At 64.1% G+C, this 18,948-nt stretch carries 19 protein-coding genes; 5 read left to right on the top strand and 14 right to left on the bottom strand.

The features are described from left to right. Positions 1–401 precede the first annotated feature (401 nt). Entirely contained in the window at positions 402–1,730 is a 1,329-nt protein-coding gene (gene fliI / locus IC608_RS15945; protein WP_191777676.1) for a flagellar protein export ATPase FliI, read from the top strand. Between the two features lie 61 nt (positions 1,731–1,791). Then, the gene (gene fliJ / locus IC608_RS15940; protein ID WP_191777565.1) at positions 1,792–2,208 is read left to right on the top strand and encodes a flagellar export protein FliJ; all 417 of its coding nucleotides are present in this window, start codon (positions 1,792–1,794) and stop codon (positions 2,206–2,208) included. Between the two features lie 65 nt (positions 2,209–2,273). Here the strand turns inward: fliJ and IC608_RS15935 are convergent, their stop codons facing one another. Next, positions 2,274–3,434 (bottom strand): PRC-barrel domain-containing protein, encoded by a 1,161-nt coding sequence (locus tag IC608_RS15935; RefSeq protein ID WP_191777563.1) that lies wholly within the window; start codon positions 3,432–3,434, stop codon positions 2,274–2,276. 351 nt (positions 3,435–3,785) lie between these two features. Then, a complete protein-coding gene (locus IC608_RS15930) occupies positions 3,786–4,244 on the bottom strand; it encodes a GNAT family N-acetyltransferase (RefSeq protein WP_191777561.1) in 459 nt (152 codons plus the stop codon). A 162-nt stretch (positions 4,245–4,406) separates the two neighbouring features. Here IC608_RS15930 and IC608_RS15925 point away from each other — a divergent pair, with 162 nt between their 5' ends. Further along, positions 4,407–4,601, top strand: a complete 195-nt coding sequence (locus IC608_RS15925) for a DUF2934 domain-containing protein (protein WP_191777559.1) — start codon at positions 4,407–4,409, stop codon at positions 4,599–4,601. 138 nt (positions 4,602–4,739) lie between these two features. Here the strand turns inward: IC608_RS15925 and IC608_RS15920 are convergent, their stop codons facing one another. Genes IC608_RS15920 through fliF form a run of 7 tightly spaced genes read right to left on the bottom strand, consistent with a single transcriptional unit; the run spans position 4,740 to position 12,386 of the window. Continuing rightward, positions 4,740–5,084: a nuclear transport factor 2 family protein gene (locus IC608_RS15920; RefSeq protein ID WP_191777557.1), complete on the bottom strand. Its 345-nt coding sequence runs from the start codon at positions 5,082–5,084 to the stop codon at positions 4,740–4,742. Between the two features lie 51 nt (positions 5,085–5,135). Further along, the gene (gene flhA / locus IC608_RS15915; RefSeq protein WP_191777554.1) at positions 5,136–7,259 is read right to left on the bottom strand and encodes a flagellar biosynthesis protein FlhA; all 2,124 of its coding nucleotides are present in this window, start codon (positions 7,257–7,259) and stop codon (positions 5,136–5,138) included. A 15-nt stretch (positions 7,260–7,274) separates the two neighbouring features. Next, on the bottom strand, positions 7,275–8,642 hold the full coding sequence (gene flbD / locus IC608_RS15910; RefSeq protein WP_191777553.1) for a sigma-54-dependent transcriptional regulator FlbD: 1,368 nt from the start codon (positions 8,640–8,642) through the stop codon (positions 7,275–7,277). 15 nt (positions 8,643–8,657) lie between these two features. After that, the gene (fliN, locus tag IC608_RS15905; RefSeq protein WP_248306452.1) at positions 8,658–8,945 is read right to left on the bottom strand and encodes a flagellar motor switch protein FliN; all 288 of its coding nucleotides are present in this window, start codon (positions 8,943–8,945) and stop codon (positions 8,658–8,660) included. A 50-nt stretch (positions 8,946–8,995) separates the two neighbouring features. Then, complete coding sequence (locus tag IC608_RS15900; protein ID WP_191777549.1) at positions 8,996–9,655, bottom strand: FliH/SctL family protein; 660 nt, start codon at positions 9,653–9,655, stop codon at positions 8,996–8,998. Positions 9,656–9,659: 4 nt separating this feature from the next. Continuing rightward, complete coding sequence (gene fliG, locus IC608_RS15895) at positions 9,660–10,742, bottom strand: flagellar motor switch protein FliG (protein WP_191777547.1); 1,083 nt, start codon at positions 10,740–10,742, stop codon at positions 9,660–9,662. A gap of 3 nt (positions 10,743–10,745) precedes the next feature. After that, positions 10,746–12,386 carry a flagellar basal-body MS-ring/collar protein FliF gene (gene fliF / locus IC608_RS15890; protein ID WP_191777545.1) on the bottom strand — a complete coding sequence of 547 codons (1,641 nt, stop codon included), beginning with the start codon at positions 12,384–12,386 and terminating at the stop codon, positions 10,746–10,748. 212 nt (positions 12,387–12,598) lie between these two features. Here fliF and IC608_RS15885 point away from each other — a divergent pair, with 212 nt between their 5' ends. Next, positions 12,599–13,219: a glutathione S-transferase family protein gene (locus tag IC608_RS15885; RefSeq protein WP_191777543.1), complete on the top strand. Its 621-nt coding sequence runs from the start codon at positions 12,599–12,601 to the stop codon at positions 13,217–13,219. Between the two features lie 187 nt (positions 13,220–13,406). Here IC608_RS15885 and sciP read toward each other — a convergent pair whose 3' ends face one another. The 3 genes from sciP to IC608_RS18525 all read right to left on the bottom strand — a co-directional run bounded on the left by sciP (position 13,407) and on the right by IC608_RS18525 (position 16,079). After that, entirely contained in the window at positions 13,407–13,685 is a 279-nt protein-coding gene (sciP, locus tag IC608_RS15880; RefSeq protein ID WP_191777541.1) for a CtrA inhibitor SciP, read from the bottom strand. 162 nt (positions 13,686–13,847) lie between these two features. Next, on the bottom strand, positions 13,848–14,507 hold the full coding sequence (locus IC608_RS15875; RefSeq protein ID WP_191777539.1) for a flagellar hook assembly protein FlgD: 660 nt from the start codon (positions 14,505–14,507) through the stop codon (positions 13,848–13,850). A 9-nt stretch (positions 14,508–14,516) separates the two neighbouring features. Then, positions 14,517–16,079: a flagellar hook-length control protein FliK gene (locus tag IC608_RS18525; protein WP_191777537.1), complete on the bottom strand. Its 1,563-nt coding sequence runs from the start codon at positions 16,077–16,079 to the stop codon at positions 14,517–14,519. Positions 16,080–16,327: 248 nt separating this feature from the next. Between IC608_RS18525 and mnmA the strand changes: the two genes are divergently transcribed. After that, positions 16,328–17,479, top strand: a complete 1,152-nt coding sequence (mnmA, locus tag IC608_RS15865) for a tRNA 2-thiouridine(34) synthase MnmA (protein WP_191777535.1) — start codon at positions 16,328–16,330, stop codon at positions 17,477–17,479. 83 nt (positions 17,480–17,562) lie between these two features. Here mnmA and IC608_RS15860 read toward each other — a convergent pair whose 3' ends face one another. After that, positions 17,563–17,751 carry a hypothetical protein gene (locus tag IC608_RS15860; protein WP_191777533.1) on the bottom strand — a complete coding sequence of 63 codons (189 nt, stop codon included), beginning with the start codon at positions 17,749–17,751 and terminating at the stop codon, positions 17,563–17,565. A gap of 136 nt (positions 17,752–17,887) precedes the next feature. Then, positions 17,888–18,838: a ring-cleaving dioxygenase gene (locus IC608_RS15855; protein WP_191777531.1), complete on the bottom strand. Its 951-nt coding sequence runs from the start codon at positions 18,836–18,838 to the stop codon at positions 17,888–17,890. Between the last annotated feature and the right edge of the window lie 110 nt (positions 18,839–18,948).

The following is an 18,948-nucleotide window of genomic DNA, read 5'->3' as shown; positions in this document are numbered from 1 at the left end:
CCTCTATCGCTCCAACCCTACTGGATATGACTGAAGCCTAAGCCCAAATAGTTAACAAAGTTTAATTCGGTTAGGCAATACGCAATCGCAGGTAAGATGAATTTAGTCTAAGTCATTGAAAAATAAAGGTTAATTCTATCAATTTTTCTTAAGGTAATACATTAAGTGGCGCGGTTAAGCGACTCTCGGGACTCAAGCAATTGTGGCAAGGGAGGGGGTTGGGGGACGGGAGAGGCGCGTAGCCGATAGTGTCCACCACCCTCCGCAAATAGCGCTTTTGCGTTAACGTCGGGTTACCTGGTGATTCGCGGGATAGGCCCTTCTTAAGCCTGTGGAGTAACCATTGTCACGGCCTGCGGATGCATTGCTTCGCCGGTTCGTCAGCAGGGAAAATGATCCCCATGAAGGCGCTGATCGCGGCCATCGATGCTATCGACGAGATCGAGGTGTTCGGGCGGGTGAAGTCCGTCCAGGGTCTTCTCATCGAGGTCGTGGGGCCTGTGCGCGAGCTCAAGATCGGCGGCCGCGTCGAGATAGAGACCAGCGACGGCGGCATGTTGGTGGCAGAAATCATCGGCTTTCGCAGCGGGCATGCGCTGTGCCTGCCGTTTGGTGAATTGAGCGGCGTTCGCATGGGGTGCAAGGCCGTGTTCAAGCGCCATGACGGCTCGGTCAATCCCTCGGAAGGCTGGCTGGGGCGTGTCGTCAATGCCAATGGCGAACCCATCGACGGCAAGGGTCCGTTGCCGCGCGGCGCGCTGTCCTATCCGCTGCGCCAGTCCCCCCTGGCGGCGCATGACCGCACGCGCGTCGGCGAGCCGATCGAACTGGGAGTAAGGTGCCTCAATACCTTCACCACGCTGTGTGAAGGGCAGCGCATGGGCATCTTTGCAGGATCGGGCGTGGGCAAGTCGGTGCTCATGTCCATGCTAGCCCGCAATACCGATGTCGACGTGTCGGTGATCGGGCTGATCGGCGAGCGCGGGCGGGAGGTGCACGAGTTCATCCAGGAATATCTGGGCGAGGAGGGGCTGGCCCGCGCCGTGGTTGTCGTTGCTACCTCGGACGAGGCGGCGCTGATGCGGCGCCAGGCGGCGTACATCTCCATGGCGCTGGCCGAGTACTTCCGCGATCAGGGCAAACGCGTGCTCTGCATGATGGACAGCCTGACCCGTTTCGCAATGGCCCAGCGTGAAATCGGCCTCTCGATCGGCGAGCCGCCCACGGCCAAGGGCTATCCGCCGACGGTTTTCACCGAATTGCCGCGCCTGTTGGAGCGGGCCGGCCCGGGCACTCCCGGCTCCGGCTCCGTTACCGGTCTTTTTACCGTTTTAGTGGAAGGTGATGATCACAATGAGCCGATCGCCGATGCCGTTCGCGGTATTCTCGATGGGCACATCGTGATGGAGCGCGGGATTGCCGAGCGGGGGCGCTACCCCGCCGTGAACGTGCTCCGGTCCATCTCGCGCACCATGCCAGGGTGCGTCCCGGCCGAGGTACGGCCGGTCCTGGCCAAGGCGCGGGAGTTCATGTCCATTTATTCGGACATGGAGGAACTGATCCGGCTGGGGGCTTACCGGAAAGGGTCAGATCCGAAAGTGGACCGCGCCATCGCCATCAACCCGAAGCTGGAAGCTTTTCTGAGCCAGCAGCGGGAAGAGACGACGTCGATCGGGGAAGGCTATGCGATGCTGGCCGGGATCGTCGCCGACGCGGAGGCGGGGGACTGATGGAGGGGTCCGGGTGTCGGGCTCGGTCCGGAACTGACTTGGTGTGTAAGGAGTACAGGTCGTGAAATCGCGCAGCGAGAGCCTCATCCGGCTCAAGAAGTTCCAGGTGGACGAAAAGCGTCGTCAGGTCGTGCAGATCGAGATGATGATCGCCGACTTCGAGCGCATGGCGACCGAACTCGACCAGCAGATCGAGATCGAGCACACCAAGACCGGCATTTCGGACGTGGCGCACTTCGCCTACTCGACCTTTGCCAAGGCGGCGCTGCAGCGGCGGGACAATCTGCTGGCTTCGGCCAATGACATGAAGAGCAAGCTCGAAAGCGCGCAGGATGCCCTTGCCGAGGCGCTGGAGGACCTCAAGAAGGTTGAACTGCTCGACCAGCGCGAGCATCAGCGCGAGAAGGACGAGCAGAACAAGATCGAGCAGTCAGAGTACGACGAGATTGCCCGGCTGCGGTTCCGCAGCGGCCAGTAGAAGCGTCCAGAGCATACGAAAAAGGCCCGCCGGAGCGGGCCTCTTCCATTTCGGTCCAGCGGAGCTTACTGGGCCGTCAGACGCTGGTTGGGCTCATTGGCATAAGTGTCTTCGTTGTACTCGGGCTGGGCCTCGAGCTGCTCCTTGGTGAAGTTCGTGTAGACTACGATGTCGCCGTCTTCATTGGCCGCGAACTCGATATTGTCGAGCGCCACGGCAACGCGCTTCTGGCCGATGCCCAGGAAGCCACCAAAGTCGATCAGCATGGCGTCGATCTTGCCGTCCTGGGTGAGAAGGATGTCACCCACTTCCGCAATGTCCTCGCCGTCCGGGCCGATCACGGTGGCGCCGGTGAGGTTTTCAGCGGTCAGGGCGTCAACCTCGATGGTGTTGTAGCCTTCGCGCTGCATCCCGTTGTCGTCCTGGTCCGCCGGGGCCATCGCAGCGGAGTCGTCAGCCGCCGGAGCCGCATTCGCATCTGGAGCGGCGGCAGGATCAGCCGGGGCTGCATTCGGATCGACCGGAGCCGCATTGGCATCTGCCGGCGCAGCGTTGGGATCAGCAGCGGGGGCCATGGCGTTATCCGCCGCCGGAGCGGCCGGGGCCATCGCGCCGCCGTCGGCAGCTGGAGCCATGTTGTCAGCCGGCTCATCATCTTCCCAGGTAAACTCGGGAGCTGCATTCAGCGCGTCTGCCGTGGTCGGGAGCACCCAACGCTCCGTGTTGTCGGCCGCGATGGTGAACTCGAGCGAGCCAAAATCGACGGCGACGTTCTTTTCGCCGATGCCGAGGAAGCCACCCACGCCAATCACCACGGCGTTGATCTCGCCGTTCTCGCCCAGCACCAGATCATTGATGGTACCGATTTCCTCGGCGTCATCACCGGCGCTCGAATAGACGGGCATGCCCATCATCTTGCTGACAAGGCTGTCGCTGTCGACACGGGTGTAGCCAGCCGACATGTCCCAAGACTGGCTCGCCTGGGCATTGGCATCCATGGCGTTGTTGTCCGAGGCGGCGGCGTCCGTGGACGTGCTGGCGCCGGCCGAGGCATCAGTGTTCGTGGAAGCGTTGGCATCCGTCGAACCCGCAGCCGGAGCCATCGAATCGGTGGCCGCAGGCGCGGTCTCGGTGGTGGCCGGAGCGTTCGTATTCGCGTCTTGGGCATAGGCACTGGTGCTCATCACAACGGCGATGGCCGTAGTGGTCAGAAGCGTGCGGATCATTGTAAGCTCCATAGGTTCATCGTTGGCGGTGAACTGGGCCGTGCGATGCAACACTTGGCGGTAGCGCATCGTACGGCCCGTCATGTGATCACAACGCCACGATCACGGATGCCGTTCCGCAGCTTTTTTTTGCTTTGGCCGTAGGCCCGTAAAAGCAAAGGAACCGGCGCTGATTTTGGCCAGCGCCGGTTCCTTTTTGCCTCCCGTTAACCGGGTCCTGTCGTTCGGCAGCGTCAACGAGGAGCGCCGTGCGGGCCCGGCGCTAGGTAGGTGTGCGGTGGGCCACGACCACACCTTTAGTGAAATTTTCAGGATGGGCGAGGGGCACGGGGTTAACGGCTTAACGCGGTGTTAATCGGCGAGCCGGGCGCTATCCTTGTCGTAGTCGCGCATGGCCCGGTGGGGCATGCCTCCGTCGATAAATTCCGGGCCGAAGGGAACGAAACCGAGGCTGCGGTAGAATTCAAGCTTGTCCGATTGCGCACCGAGGTAGAAGCGGTCGTGCCCCTGCGCCCGCGCATGATCCATGGCAATGCCGATCATCTTCCTGGCGATGCCCCGTCCGCGGAAGTGCTGGCGTACGGCGACGCGCCCGATCTTGACGTGCTCACGCAGGTAGACCAGCCGCAGCGTTCCGACCACTTCACCTTCCGCAATGGCGGCGAAGTGCGTGGCCTCAAGATCGTAGTGGTCGAGCTCGACCTCGGGCGGCACCTTCTGTTCCCAGACGAAGACTTCGCGGCGAAGCGCAAAGGCCGCATTGGCCAAGGTTGAGAAAACGGGAACGGGGAGAATGACTGGCTCTTGCATGGCACCGTTCTAGCCCTGCCCCTGCCGGGGCTCAATCACCTGCATCGGCCTTTTTAAGGCCGCCAATTGCGGGGCCAGGGCGATACGTCTTGCGGCGCTCGATACCGAGGCAACCGTGTTCGCACCGTGGCGTTGATCATGATCCATGCGAGGAGGGATATCATGCACGACATCGACAATGACAAGATTCGCAACCGTGCCTACCAGCTCTGGGATGAGGCCGGGCAGCCCGAGGGCCGGGAACAGGACTTCTGGTATCAGGCCGAGCGGGAACTGGCTGAGAAGGAGGACGTCGATACGTCCGAAGAAACCTCGACCGTCACGCCGCCCCCCGTCGTACCGGGTGGCCTGGGTTAGGCACGGGCGCAGCCAGCCGCCGGGGCAACGGCTTCACCGTTGTCGCTGGCGGTCGGCCCTCCCTTGCGGCATGTTGCTTCGAGCGGCCGCCTTTCGTGCTTCTCAGCGCGCGGTTGCCCTGACCGAGCGCTCTCGTGCTCAGTCCTGAAGGATCTGGCTCTGCTGATGCTGGACGATTTTCCAGCGTCCGCCGAGGCGGATGTAGGTGGACGTGCACCAAGCCTCGTAGGGCTCGGCACCCTCCCGCCGCGCCGTCGCCCGATAGGCGAGCACCATCGTGTCTGCGCTGGGCGAGGCGGTGATGCGCTGGTTCATGTGAATTTCGCTCCAGCGCGGGGCCTGTTCCAGCCCCTCAACGATAGCCTGGTTGCGCAGGATGCCGACAGGGGCAAAGGCCATGAGGCAATCGGGAGCCATGGCGGCACCGAAGGCGACGCCGCCTCCCCTCCACATGCGTTCTTCGAGGACCCAGGGTTCATCCATGGCTCACCTCCCAGCGGAGGAATGACCATGGCTGGGAGTAGTTCCAGCCCGCTAGATGCTGCCCACGGTCTTGAGGCGGACGCGCGGATGCACCTCGTTCTGGCTCATGACCACGGTCTGCGGGCGGAAGCGCTCGATGATGGACCGGACATGGACGCGAATGCCGGGGGAGGTGATCAGCACCGGCAGTTCACCCTGTTGCGCGGCCCGTTCAAAGCCGCTCTGGATGGCGCCAATGAACTGCTGCAGCTTGCTCGGGGCCATGGCGAGGTGCCGGTTCTCGCCATCACCCATCATGGCTTCAGCGAAGTCGCGTTCCCATTGCGGCGAGAGCGTCAGCAGCGGCAGCGTGCCGTCCGGCCCCTGGTTGGCAGCGCAAATCTGGCGCGCGAGCCGGGAGCGCACATGCTCGGTCACCGTTTGCACCGACCGGCCATTGCCGGCGATCTCGGCAATGCCCTCGAGAATGGTTGAGAGGTCGCGAATGGAAATGCGCTCGGCCAAGAGCGCCTGGAGCACCCGCTGCACACCCGAGACGGAAATCTGGCTCGGCACGATGTCTTCCACCAGCTTCTGCTGATCCTTGGGCAGGCCCGAGAGCAGGGACTGCACGTTGGCGTAGCTCAGGAGGTCCGCCACATTGGCCTTGAGGATTTCCGTCAAGTGGGTGGAAATGACGGTCGAGGGATCGATGATGGACAGGCCACGCAGTTCCGCCTCGTCGCGCAGGGCCGGATCGATCCATGTGGCAGGCAGGCCGAAGGTGGGCTCGGTGGTGTGGTTGCCCGGCAGGTCGACCTGGTTGCCGTAAGGGTCCATGACCATGAGCTGGTTCGCGTAGATCTGCCCGTGGCCGGCCTCGACCTCCTTGATGCGCACCTTGTAGTCGTTGGGCTCGAGCTGCATGTTGTCGAGAATGCGGACCGGGGGCATGACGAAGCCGAGCTCGAGCGCGAGCTGGCGGCGCAGGGCCTTGATCTGCTCGGTGAGGCGATCGGTGCCCGTTTCGTCTTCCTTGACGAGGCTGAGGAGCCCGTAGCCCAGTTCGAGCTTCAGATCGTCGATCTTGAGGCTGTCGGTGATGGGCGGCTCGGCCGATTGTGCTGCCGCGGCCGGCGCGGCTTCGGCAGCGGTTTTCACCGCCTCTTCAATGGTCCGTGCCGCCTTGGTCCGGCCGGCCCGCCAGGCCGCGTAACCGACCCCGCCGGAGAGGGCCAGAAACGGGATGAGCGGCATGCCCGGCAGGAGGGCCAGCGCGCCCATGACGGCCGAAGACATGCCGAGGGCTTTTGGATAACCGGTGAACTGCAGCGTAAGGGCCTTGTCTGCGGCGCCGGTGACGCCAGATTTCGACACCAGAATGCCCGCCGCGGTCGATACGATGAGCGCGGGGATTTGCGAAACCAGACCGTCGCCGATCGTGAGTAGGGTATAGACGTTGCCGGCCTCCTGGAAGGTCAGTCCTTCCTGCATGACGCCGATCAGTATGCCGGCCGAGACATTGATGAAGGTGATAATCAAGCCGGCGATGGCATCGCCGCGCACGAATTTGCTGGCGCCGTCCATGTTGCCGAAAAAGGCGCTTTCACCTTCGAGTTCGGCCCGGCGCTTCCTGGCCGTCGCTTCGTCAATGAGGCCGGCCGAAAGGTCGGCGTCGATGGCCATCTGCTTGCCGGGCATGGCGTCGAGGCTGAAGCGCGCCGCGACTTCGGCGATACGACCCGAGCCCTTGGTGATGACGATGAAGTTGACGATCACGAGGATGATGAAGACCACCAGCCCGATGACGAAATTGCCGCGCGTGACGAACTGCCCGAACGCCTCGATGACGTGGCCGGCGGCGGCCGTCCCGTTATGGCCCTCGCCCAAAATCAGCCGCGTGGTGGCGAGGTTGAGGCCCAGCCGCAACATGGTGGCGATGAGGAGGACCGTCGGGAAAGACGAGAATTCGAGCGGCTTCTGGATGAACAGCGAGGTCATGAGGATCATGACCGAGAAGACGATCGAGATCGCCAGCATCATGTCCACCAGGATCGGCGGCATGGGGACGATGAGAATGACGATCAGCCCCATCACGCCAGTGGCAAGGGCAATATCGCCCGAGCGCAGCGTGGTCAGCACCGTGCCGAAACTGGGTAGCTTGAACCCGGATGGGGAGGAGGGGACGTCGGTCATTGCTTGTGCACGCCCTTACGCAGCGCCACGCCGTTCGCCCGGCTCGGGCACGTCGACACCCTCGTCGGCATACTGGTTGAGCTTGTTGCGCAGCGTCCGGATGGAGATGCCGAGGATGGTGGCGGCATGGGTCCGGTTGCCAAAGGTGTGATCGAGGGTGTCGAGGATCAAGTCGCGTTCCACGTCGGCCACGGTACGGCCGACCAGGGCGCGGCTCATGGCCTCGGCCGTCTGGGCCGCCATTTCAGCTGGAGAGGTGGCGCGGGCCGCTTCGGCCAGGCCCATGCCATCGGGCAGGACGATGGCCTCGGGGCCGATGGTATCGCCAGACGACAACAGCACGGCCCGGTGCAGTGTGTTTTCCAGTTCGCGGACATTGCCCGGCCAGGGCGCCTTGACGAGCGCCTCGCGCGCTTCCCGAGACAGTTCGCGGGGCGGGATGCCATTGGCCTTGGCATACTTGGCCACGAAATGCTCGGAAAGCGCGATGATGTCGCCGGGGCGGTCGCGCAACGCGGGCAATTTGAGATTGACCACGTTGAGGCGGAAGAGCAGATCCTCGCGGAAGCTGCCCTCGCGCACCGCCTCGTTCAGGTTGCGGTTCGAAGTGGCCAGAATGCGGATGTCCACCGGAACCGGCTTGGTGCCACCGACGCGGTCGATGACACGCTCCTGGATGGCGCGCAGCAGCTTGGCCTGCAGCCGCACGTCCATCTCGGAGATTTCGTCGAGCAACAGCGTGCCGCCCGAGGCTTCCTCGAACTTGCCTATGCGGCGCGCGATGGCGCCGGTGAAGGCGCCTTTCTCGTGGCCGAACAGTTCGCTTTCGAGCAGCGCTTCGGGGATGGCGGCGCAGTTGACCGAAATGAAGGGTTTGCTCGCCCGCTTGGAGCGCGCATGCACGTATTTGGCGACGACTTCCTTGCCGGTGCCGCTTTCGCCGGTGATGAGGATGGATGCCTCGGAACCAGCGACCTGTTCGGCCATGCGGACGACGCGCTCCATGGCCGGGTCACGATAGAGGAAGTCCGAGCTTTCCCGCGCCACGGCAGCAATGACGGCCGAGATGAGCTCGGCATCGGGCGGCAGGGGGATGTATTCCTTGGCTCCCGCCCGGATGGCGTTGACGGCGGCCGCGGCATTGGTCTCGACGCCGCAGGCCACGACCGGCACCGCGATGCGCTCGGCTTCGAGCCCGGCGATCAGGGCGGCGATGTCCATCATCACATCGACCAGCAGCAGGTCGGCGCCCTTGCCGGCGCGAAGGGAGGCGAGGCCGATTTCGATGGAGGGTGCGTGTGCCACTTTGGCGCCGCCATCCATCGCCATCTTGGTGGCGGTGGAGAGCTGGCCTTCGAGAGCTCCGATGATCAGGAGGCGCATGGGTTTTCTCCCTCCTTATTGCGGCTTGATGATTTCGGTCATGGTGACGCCGAGCCGGTCCTCGACCAGCACGATTTCTCCACGCGCGACGAGGCGGTCGTTGATGAAGATTTCCACCGCTTCCCCCACCTGGCGGTCCAGTTCGATCACCGTGCCGGTATCGAGCTTGAGCAGGTGGGAAACGGGCATCTTGGTGCGTCCAAGCACCACTGAGACGCGGACGGGGACGTCGAACACGGCCTCGAGGTCAGCGGCGGTCTTTTCATCGTAGCCTTCCTCGGTGGAGCGCATGGTGGCTTCCATCTCGTCCAGGCTCAGGGCATCGCTGGCGGTGAAATCGTCGTTCGGACCGGTCATGCGCCGTGCTCCTCGTGCGTCCTGGTGCGGCTGCGGGCCGCGAGATAAGCCGAAATCTGCCGGTCGATCTGGCGAGAGGTGTCGGCGATGTCGCGCCCGAGACCCCCGTCGACCCATTCAAGACGACCGTCGCCCATGCGGATCTCCGGGTCGCCCATGACGACCAGCCGCCCCGCAAACCCCGACGCTGTAATCTGCGCCGTGGCGGCGTCGCGAATGGCATCGGCGAGATCGGGATGGCAGCGGATGACGAGATGGGGCACGCCACTCAGGCTGGGCAGGCACTCGGCGATCAGCGCCTCGATCTCGACAATGGGGAAACGGGCGACCAGGTGCAGCGCCAGCTTGCGCCCGATAGCAGCGGCAAGATCGACGGCGTCCTTGCGGTGGCTTTCGATGGCGTCGTCCAGGGCTCGCGCCAGTTCGGCCGTCTGCATGGCAAGCGTACCGGCCGCCGCGGCAACAGTTTGCTCTGCCTGGTGCGCGGCGTTGCGCTGGCCCGCCGAAAGGCCCTCGGCGTAGCCTTCCTGGCGCGCGTTGGCGACCAGCTGGGCCACGACGTCTTCGGGAATGGAGGGCACCGGGCCCGCGGCGGCCCGATTGCCGGGGCGGGGCTCGAGATCGAGATCGAAGGTGAAGCGGGCGGGACTGGCCATCGGATCACGCCACCATCTGGTCGTCGGCGTTGGTCTTGAGGATGATGATCTCGCCCTTGGCCGCCAGGTCCTTGGCGGTCGCGACCATGCGGCTCTGGGCCTCGTCCACGTCCTTGAGGCGCACCGGACCCATATCGGCCATGTCGTCCTGCATCAGCTTTGCGGCACGGGCCGACATGTTCTTGAAGAAGGACTCCTTGAGAGTCTCGTTGGCGCCCTTGAGCGCCAGCGCCAGGTCGCGCTTGTCCATGCGCGACAGCAGGGTCTGGATCGCCGACATCTCCAGCTTCGCCAGATCCTCGAAGGTGAACATCAGGGCCTTGATCCGCTCAGCGTCGTCGCGGTTGACCTCTTCGAGATTGGTGATGAAGCGCGCTTCGGTCTGGCGGTCGAAGGCATTGAAGATTTCGGCCATCTGCTCGTGGCTGTCGCGGCGCTTGGTGTGGTTGAGCGTCGACATGAACTCGGTCCGCAAGGTCATCTCGATCTTCTCGAGGATTTCCTTCTGCACCGGATCGAGGCCCAACATGCGCTGGACGACGTCCATGGCCAGTTCCTCGGGCAGCACGGCGAGCACCTTGGAGGCGTGCTCGGTCGCGATCTTGGACAGCACCACCGCGATGGTCTGAGGATATTCGTTCTTGAGATAGGCCGCGAGCACGTCGGCCTGCACGTTGGAAAGCTTTTCCCACATGTTGCGGCCGGCCGGACCGCGGATTTCCTCCATGATGGCGTCGACGCGCTCCTGCGAGAGGAAGGACAGCAGCAGCCGTTCGGTCGAGTCCGTGTTGCCCGAGAGCGAGCCGTTGGAGGAGATGGTGGTCACGAACTCGATCATCAGGTCGTCGAGCATTTCCTGCGTGATCGGCCCGAGGCGGACCATGGCGCGCGAGAGCTGCTTGATCTCAAGCTCGTCGAGTTCGCTGAATATGGGCTTGCCGTAGTCGGGGCCGAGCGCCAGGAGGAGCGCCGCCGCCTTCTCGTCGCCCTTGAGCACGCGCTGCTCGGCGCCGGCGCCAACCTGGAGTTGTGCACCCGCGCCTTGCGTCAGGGACTGTTCCGAGCCGGATTGGGAAACCAGGGCCATGGCTTACGCTGCGCTCCCCAGCCAGTCGCGGACGATGAGGGCCGCCTGCTTGGGGTTTTCCTCGACCAGCGTGCCCACGGTCTTGAGCGTCTGGAGCTGCGTTTCTCCCATGGATTTGGCGTTGGCGACCCAGGCGGGGGTCTTGTCCCTGGGGACCTCGGGTACGGCCGGTTCGTCAGAGATCAACTGCCCGTTGGGGCCAAGCGTGCCGTGGTGGCCCAGTTCCGCGGCCGTCGGCAGCGCCAGTGGTTGGGTTTCAGGGGTCAGCACCTTACGCAGCAGCGGCCGCATCACGAAGAAGATGAGCGCCAGCGCGATCAGCAGTGTTACCGCCATCTGGGCGCCATTCATCAGGTCGTCGCGGGTGAAGTCGAAGAGGCCGGCAGTCTGGTCGGTTCCGGGGGGCGCGAGGTCGGGCCGCTCGGCGAACTGCATGTTGACCACCTCCACCGTGTCACCGCGATCGGCCGAGTAGCCGACGGCGGAGCGGACCAGCGTCTGGATCTGGGCGACTTCATCGGCAGAGCGCGGCGTATAGGTGAGGTTGCCCTGGCCGTCGTCGGTGTAGGTGCCATCCACCACGACCGCCACGGAGAGGCGCTTGACCGCGCCCGCTTCGGTCACGGCAGTCTGGGTGGTCTTGGAAATTTCGTAGTTGATGGTTTCCTGGCTGGACTTGCCCAGGTCCAGCGGGCCGTTGGCGGCGGCGTCCTGGCTCGCGCCGGGCAGTTCGTTGGCCACGGTTACCTGGCCGTCTGCGCCATTGGTCTGGTTTTCACTTTCGCTGGTCTGGGTGGACCGCACGACCTGACCATCCGGGTCAAAGGTTTCCTGCGTCGTGGTGGAGCGGTTGAAGTCGAGTTCGGCGGCCACTTCCACACGCGCCCGGCCCGGGCCGACGACGTTGGAGAGCATGTCCTCGAGGCGGGTGCGCAGGCGGTTCTCGAACCCAAGCCTTTTCTCGTCCGCCTGACCGGAAAGAATGCCGCTGTCTGCCTCGCCTGTGCCGGCGGCGAGGAGATTGCCCTTGTCGTCCACGATAGCAACGCGCGATGGCGTCAGCCCCTCGATCGCGGACGAAACGAGGTGCTGGATGGCCCGGATTTCACCCGCCGACAGCTCGCCGCGGACCGAGAGGACGATGGAGGCGGAGGGGTCCTGCCGTTCGCGGCGGAACAGTTCGCGCTCGGGCAGCACGAGGTGGACGCGGGCGCCCTTGATGCGGTTGAGCGACGAAATGGTGCGCGCCAGTTCGCCTTCGAGCGCGCGAACATTGTTGATGTTCTGGACGAAGCTGGTGGCGCCCAGCGTCGACTGCTGGTCGAAGATTTCGTAACCCACCTGGCCACGCTGCGGCAGGCCCTGGCCGGCGAGGTTCATGCGGGTGGTGGTGATCTGGTCGCGCGGGATCAGGATCGTGTCGCCTTCGCCGCGCAACTCGTAGGGCACGTTAAGCGTCTGCAGCTCGGTGACGATGGCCGAGGAATCCTCGAGACTCAGGCCGGAGTAGAGGGGAGCAAGGTTGGGCGTCTGGGCCCGGGTGATGAGAAAGGCAAAGAAGCCGAGCATCAGAACGGCCACCATGGCCATGGCCGCGATGCGCGGCATGCCGATGCGATTAATGAGTTTGGTCAGACTTTCCACGCCGCTACTCGATCGCCTACCGATTGCCTTGAAGGGCGCAGGACCCGGAAAACCCCCGCGGCCCGGGCCTTGCGCACCTTGCCGGTCATCGGAGCCCCCGCGACCGCTGGGCAAAAATTACCTACCCTATGGTAAACATTGTCTTAATCCCTCGCCCCCGTTTGCGAATTCGGGCAAAAACTGCCGGGTGCGGTTAACGGGAAGTGGATGGAATGACCAAGGTTCTGGGTCGGGTGACCTCTATCAATGTGCGCAAGGTGCTTTGGGCGCTGGATGAACTCGGCGAGCCCTACGAGCGCGAGGACTGGGGTCTGCCCAACCGCGACCCTCGCACGCCGGAGTTTCTGGCGCTCAACCCCAATGCACAGGTGCCGGTGCTGATCGAGGACGACGGCTCAAGCCTGTGGGAAAGCAACGGGCTGCTCGTCTATCTGGCGCAGACGCGCGGGCGGCTGATGCCGGAGGAGCGGCACAAGATGGGGCTGGCGCTGCAGTGGCTCGGCTGGCAGGGGACGGAACTCTCGACCGTCTGGGGCTATGCCGTGATGGGCCTGGTGCGCGGGATTGCCGGTTACGACGACGAAGCACGCATCTCCGAGTGCCTGAAGAGGTGGACGACGCGCATGGACATTCTCGAGGCCGAACTGGCGAAGGGAAAGCCGTTCATTGCCGGCGACGCTTTTTCGATTGCCGACATCGCCCTGGGGCTCTCGGTGCACCGATGGTACAAGGTGCCGCGCGAGCTCAAGGCCATGCCGGCGGCCCGGGCGTACTATGAGCGCTCGCGGTCGCGCGCAGCTGGCGCGCGCTGGATGCCCGATGACTACGGGTGATTGCGGTTAGCCGCACTGGCCCCGGGAGGCCCGGGAGGGGTAGAACGCATAGACGCAAGAAGCCCGCCGGATCGCCCCGGCGGGCTTTGTGTTGATGTCGCCGATGCCCGGCCCTTCGCAAGGCTCAGAGCGTTCGAGGCTCAAATTGCTCCACTGGAGCAATTTGACGGGCTCCGCCCGTCGCCTCTCACCCCTCGCGGTAGTGCTGGATCCAGGTGGTCCGCAAACCGGCAAGGCCATGCTTATCGATGGCGGCCTGCCAATTGAGGAATTCGTCGACACTGAGCGTATAACGCTCGCAGGCTTCTTCGAGACTGAGGAGCCCGCCGCGAACGGCAGCAACGACCTCGGCCTTGCGCCGGATGACCCACCGGCGTGTATTAGGGGGCGGAAGGTCTGCTATCGTAAGCGGACTTCCATCCGGGCCGATAACGTACTTCACGCGGGGACGCATCTGTACGGTCATTCTACTCTCTACTCAACCTGACCATATAGTCCTGAGAGTAGAGGGTTGGCCTTAAAATACCCCTAAGGGGAAACTTACAACAGGTTAAGAAACGTCTTGTCTTTCAATGTATTGATACAGTGCAAACAGGGGCCGCTGCGGTGCGCCAGAGCGTGCCGATGATCAGCTCACCAGCTTGACGCTGGTGACGTCCTTGAGAGCCATTTTCTGGTTGCCCACCGTCAGCATCGGTTCGCTGCCCGAGAAATCGACCCCGGTAACCACCCCGGTGGAGGAGGTCGTCACGTTGACATTGCGCCCCGAAAGATCGGTCCCGTCGATCGAGATGGTGTAGAGCCCGTCCGGCTGGGTATTGCCGTCAGATCCCTTGCCATCCCAGAGGAAGCTGCCATTGCCGGCGTCGAGCGAGCCGGTTTCGGTATAGACGACCTGGCCGCTTGCATTCTTGATGGTGACGTTGGCGTTGGCCACGGCCGCTTCGGCGTTGAACGACCAGTTGGCGCCGCCATCCTTGAGTTCGGCCGTCTGGCCCGAGGCCGTCACCTGCTTGCCGATGTAGGATACGGCGTCGGCCATGAACGAGTTCTGCGTCGAGAGCAGCAGCGACTGAAGGAAGTCGTTGGTCTTGAGTTGCTGCTCCACGCCGCTGAACTGCACCAGTTGCTGGGTGAACTGGTTGGTGTCGAGCGGGTCGAGCGGGTTCTGGTTCTGCAACTGCGTGGTCAGGATGTTGAGGAAGGTGTCGAAATTGTCCGCGATGCCGGCCCGGCCCTTGGCCGTGGAACTGGTGGATGGGGACTGGTTCACGCCCGAGACGGCCATGGCGTTCTCCTATGCGATGATGTTGACGCCGCTCGCCACCAGCGAGCCGCGGTAGAGATTGACGGTGGGGGCGGAGGGTTCCGCTTCCTCCGGGCTGCCGGCAAGACGGAAGGGACCCTCCTGCGCGTGCGCGGACTGTTGCTGCTGACCCTGGCTTCCGGCGAACGGGTTCTGCTTGAGCGAAAATTCGAGGTTGGTCTTGCTGTTGTCGAGGCCGGCCTGCTGCAGGGCCTTTTCCAGCCCCCGCTGGTCGCGCTGCATGAGATCGAGCGTTTCAGCCTTTTCCACGGTCAGGCGCGCGTTCACCTGCCCGGACTTGTCGATGTCGAGCCGCACATCGATGCGCCCCAATTCGGGCGGGTCGAGGCGGATCTGAAACCGCGTGTTGCCTTCGGTAACCTGACGCCCCAGCTCGAACGCGATCTGCGGCAGGTTGAGCTGCTGCTGGCTGGTCTGGTAGCCGGTCTGAACGATACGCGGATTGGCGGTCGCATCGACCCTGAACCCGGTCTGCTGCGAGCCGGTGGGTGCGGGATTGTTGGAGGCATCGGTCGGCGGAGGCGGATTGGCCGCCGTGTCAGCGCGAGCCTCGCGCTTTTCCGCGCGCATTTCGTGCGCCTTGTTCGGCCCGCTGTCCTCGCCCTTGTCGCTGCCGGACTTGCCGGCGCCATCCTTGGTGGCCTCGGCAGGCGAGGCTGCGCTCCCTGCCGAGCCGGTCAGCGTTGGCTGGGAGGGTTCGAGCTTGGGTTTGGCCAACTCGGGCTGGTCGGGGAGGGCTGAGGCATCCGGCTTTGTCCCCTCCGCAAGACGGGCCGGGGCGGCCTCGATGCGCGCGTCGACAGCCTGACCCTTGCCCATGCCGAGGGCGTTGAGCTTGTCTGCCGATACCTCGCCGTCCTCCAGCGCCGCGATCAGGCCGGCGAGTTTGTCGCCGATGGCCTGCAAGATGGCAGTTGCGCTTCCGGCGCCCTCAAGCGCGGAGGCATCAGTGGCCGGCTGTGCCCCGGCCAGGGACTGCGCGATGGGTCCCAGGGCGCCAGCGAGCGTGTTGGCAAGATTTGCCGACTTGCCGTCGAGGCCGCCGAGGAGCTTTGAAAAGTCCTCCGGCAAAGCCAGTTGAGAAAGGTCGAGGCCGAGTGCATCTGCCAGCCCATCAAGGGCAGTATCGACCTTCTTGAGCAGGTCGGGGTCGAGCGGCTGACCGGCATCGAGGCTGGTCTTGAGCGCCGACAGGGCGTCGATGAAATCCACCAACGGCTGGGGCGTTACCTGCGGCACTGCAGGAATGGCGCCGCCGAGCGCGGCGGCCAAAGCCTCCGGGTCCGGTGCCTCGCCATCCTTGTTGTCCGTGTCGCCCGTTTCGAGGCCAAGTTTGAGCAGGTCACCGATGTTGAGGCTGGCCGCGTTCTCACCGCTCTGCTGCGCCGTGCCGCCCGGTATCGTGGCGCTGCCGCCAAGCAGGGCCGCAAAAAGGCCGCCCAATCCGGACCTGGCGTCGTCGCCCTGCGGGCCGGACGCCTTGCCGAACGCGGCGGGTGTGGAGCCGCTGGTGATGGTCAGATGTGATGCCACGGGGGCGCCCTTCATCAAAATGCTTTCCAGTGCGATGCAAGCACCCTGCCAAGTTCGCGAGCGGCCAAAATCCGTTGTGCATCAGGGCTTTTGTTCGTCCCATTGCACATTTTTCCAGGCAAATCGGGGGCGCTTCTGCCGGATGGTCGGCAAAAGCTGCCGGGCGGAAGTGGACAGCCGCGCCGTCGCGGCGTAGAACCCCCGACACAGTTTCGCTGGCCCTTGACCCCAACCGGAACCCAAAAGAGATGCTGAACTCGCTTGATATCGCCAAGCGCCCGGAGGACACGCGCGTCGTCGTCGCCATGTCCGGGGGCGTGGATTCCTCCGTCGTTGCAGGCCTGCTCGCCCGAGAAGGCTACGAGGTGGTGGGCGTCACCCTACAGCTTTACGACCATGGCGAAGCGACGCATCGCAAGGGCGCCTGCTGTGCCGGGCAGGACATCCATGATGCCCGGCGGGTCGCGGCAAAGCTGGGCATCCCGCATTACGTGCTCGACTATGAAGAGCGCTTCAAGGCGTCGGTGATCGAGCCCTTCGCCAATGCCTACCAGCAGGGCGAGACGCCGGTTCCGTGCATCGCCTGCAACCAGTCGGTGAAGTTCGTCGACCTCCTGACTGTCGCGCGCGAGCTGGGCGCCGATGTGCTGGCGACCGGCCATTATGTTCAGACGAAGCTGGGCGAGGATGGCCATCGCCAGCTCTACCGGCCGGTCGACGGGGATCGGGATCAGTCCTATTTCCTGTTTGCGACCACCCAGGAGCAGCTCGACTTCCTGCGCTTTCCCCTCGGGGGCATGAGCAAGCCGGAAGTGCGGGCGCTGGCACGCGAGTTCGATCTCGAAATCGCCGACAAGCATGACAGCCAGGACATCTGCTTTGTGCCGCAAGGCAAATATGCCGACATTATCGCCCGCATGTATCCCGAAGCGCTGGCGCAGGGCGAGATCGTGCACCTTGATGGTCGCGTCCTCGGCACGCACGACGGGATCGTTCACTACACGATCGGACAGCGCAAGGGCCTCGGCATCGCAGCCGGAGAACCCCTCTACGTGGTCAAGCTCGATCACCGCGCAGGGCGCGTTATCGTGGGACCGCGGGAGGCGCTAAGGACGCACACAGTGCGCTTGCGGGACGTCAATTGGCTGGGCGCCTCCCCCCTGGCGGAAGCCAGCGCGGGCAATGGCGCGCCGGTTGAGGTCAAGGTGCGCTCGACGCGCGGACCGCAGCCGGCCGTCATCCAGATGCGCGAGGGGGCGGTCTACGTCACACTGGTCGCCGGCGAATACGGCATTTCCCCAGGCCAGGCCTGCGTCTTTTACGCCGACGACAGTGCCACCGCGCAGGTGCTCGGCGGCGGCTTTATCGCCGAAGCAGTGCCGCAGGCGCTGGTGGCCTAAGACTCGTCCCGCTCCGGTCAGACGCTCCTATTCCTCTCCCCGAGGGGGAGCAGAAAAAGGCGGGATCCTCAGGCCGGATCCGCCTAGTTCGTGTTCATTTGCGCCGCGCTTGGTTCCTTGGCGGCGTCGGCCGCCTCCTTGAGGCTCTGGTACGAGGTCAGCCCGCCCATCATCATCGACATGGTGATCAACACCACAAGGATACCCATCGCCAGCAGGAAGATGCGCGTGCGGTTGAGCTTGAAGGGGCTTTCGGGCGGTGTGTCGGGCATGGCGAGAAACCTTTCCTTGGTGCCAGATAGGCCGCATCGGCTCTGCTGTCACGCCCTAAGCGCCGGTGCGACGCTTCGCCCATCGGTTTGTGGGCCGCCAGAGAGACTCCCGGCGGCCCGCGGAGACCGGTCTGTGTCAGACCAGCGGCTTGAGACCCGCTTCGATCTGCGTCCGCCGGCTTTCGAGGAAGGGTGGCAGGGACAGGCTCTCTCCCAGGCTCTCCATCGGCTCGTCGGTGGCAAATCCGGGCACGTCCGTGGCGATCTCAAAGAGAATGCCGTTCGGTTCGCGGAAATAGAGCGAGGTGAAATAGAACCGCTCCACTTCGCCCGAGGAGCGGATGCCGAAGCTGTTCACCCGCTCGATCCACTGCCGCAGGCTCTCCTGATCGGGCGTGCGGAAGGCCACGTGGTGGACGCCGCCGGCCCCGGGCCGAGCCACGGGCAGGCTGGGATCGACCGCGACATGGAGTTCGGCCGCCGGGCCGCCCGGTCCCATTTCGTAGACGAACACTTCGCTGCCTCGTTCACGCGCCGGATAGTGCCGCACTTGCCGCATGTTCATCACCCGCGTCAGCATGGCGTCGGTGGGCTCGAGCTTGGGCACGGACAGCGTGATCGGTCCAAGGCCGATGATCTGCTTGTCCTCGGGGACGGGAGATTTTGACCACGGAACGACAGCATGCGCAGGATCGACGCCGAGCCGGAAGCGCTGGCCCTCGAAATCCTCGAAATCAAGCGAGGTGTGGCCGAAACGCTCCTTGATGGCGCTGGTGCCGACCCCGGCGTTCTGCAGATGGTCCTTCCACCAGGCCAGCGTGTCCTCGCTATCCACCCGCAGGCCGGTGCGGCCCACGGTGTGGTTGCCGCGCTGTTCGCGCGCTGCGGGAAAATCGAAGAAGGTGAGGTCGGCTCCGGGCGAGGCGACGCCATCGCCATAGAACAGGTGATAGGCCGAGGTGTCGTCCTGGTTCACCGTCTTCTTGATGAGCCGCATGCCCAGCGTCTGGGTGTAGAATTTGAGATTGCGTGGGGCGTCGGCGGTAACGGCCGTCAGATGGTGGATGCCGCCAAGGTCGAGGGTCATGGTTGTGCTCCCAAAAGGTGCGGCGCCTGTCGCCGTGTTCGACCGGAAATGTATGGCTGATCGGTGAGGTTTAATAGCGCACCAATGGCAACGCATTGGTGTCGATTAGT

The sequence above is a fragment of the Devosia oryzisoli genome, assembly GCF_014837245.1.
Taxonomy (GTDB): Bacteria; Pseudomonadota; Alphaproteobacteria; order Rhizobiales; family Devosiaceae; genus Devosia; species Devosia oryzisoli.
The sequence above is the reverse complement of the archived record's forward strand: the minus strand, read 5'-3'. Positions and strand labels throughout refer to the sequence as shown.